This is a genomic window from Aureibaculum marinum (assembly GCF_003813905.1).
Lineage (GTDB): Bacteria > Bacteroidota > Bacteroidia > Flavobacteriales > Flavobacteriaceae > Aureibaculum > Aureibaculum marinum.
Map to the genome: position 1 here is coordinate 1 of NZ_RPFJ01000081.1, position 403 is coordinate 403.

1 protein-coding gene is annotated in these 403 nt (G+C 24.6%); it reads left to right on the forward strand.

Translation table 11 applies throughout. The features are described 5' to 3' along the window. The first annotated feature begins 129 nt into the window (after positions 1-129). Complete coding sequence (locus tag EGM88_RS15865; RefSeq protein ID WP_162497596.1) at positions 130-282, forward strand: hypothetical protein; 153 nt, start codon at positions 130-132, stop codon at positions 280-282. Positions 283-403: the final 121 nt, after the last annotated feature.

Below are 403 nucleotides of genomic sequence, written 5' to 3' on the forward strand. Positions count from 1 at the left end.
GGGAACTATGGGAGTATTTTGAAGACATCAAAGTTTTTATGGTGAAAAATAATGATTGTATTTATAAGTTGGAATCATATTACGTGATAGAATAAAAGAATATTTTTTAGTTATTATGAAAAGTTAGCGATGATTGGATTGGAAGATACTTTAGAATTAACACTTTTCAATGACGATGAAAATCTTGATGATGATGAAGAAGCTCAATTAGAAGCCATTAATCAAGTTTTAATAAATGAATTTAAAAATAAACCCGATGCAAAAGGCAAGAAAAAGTGTTAATTTTATTTTTATTATTTGCATTTATTTTGTTTTTCAAAACAGTAATGCACAAATTTCTATTATAGATAATCCTGATGATTATGTTATTGTTAATAAAACCTTGGGCATATATTTTAAAATA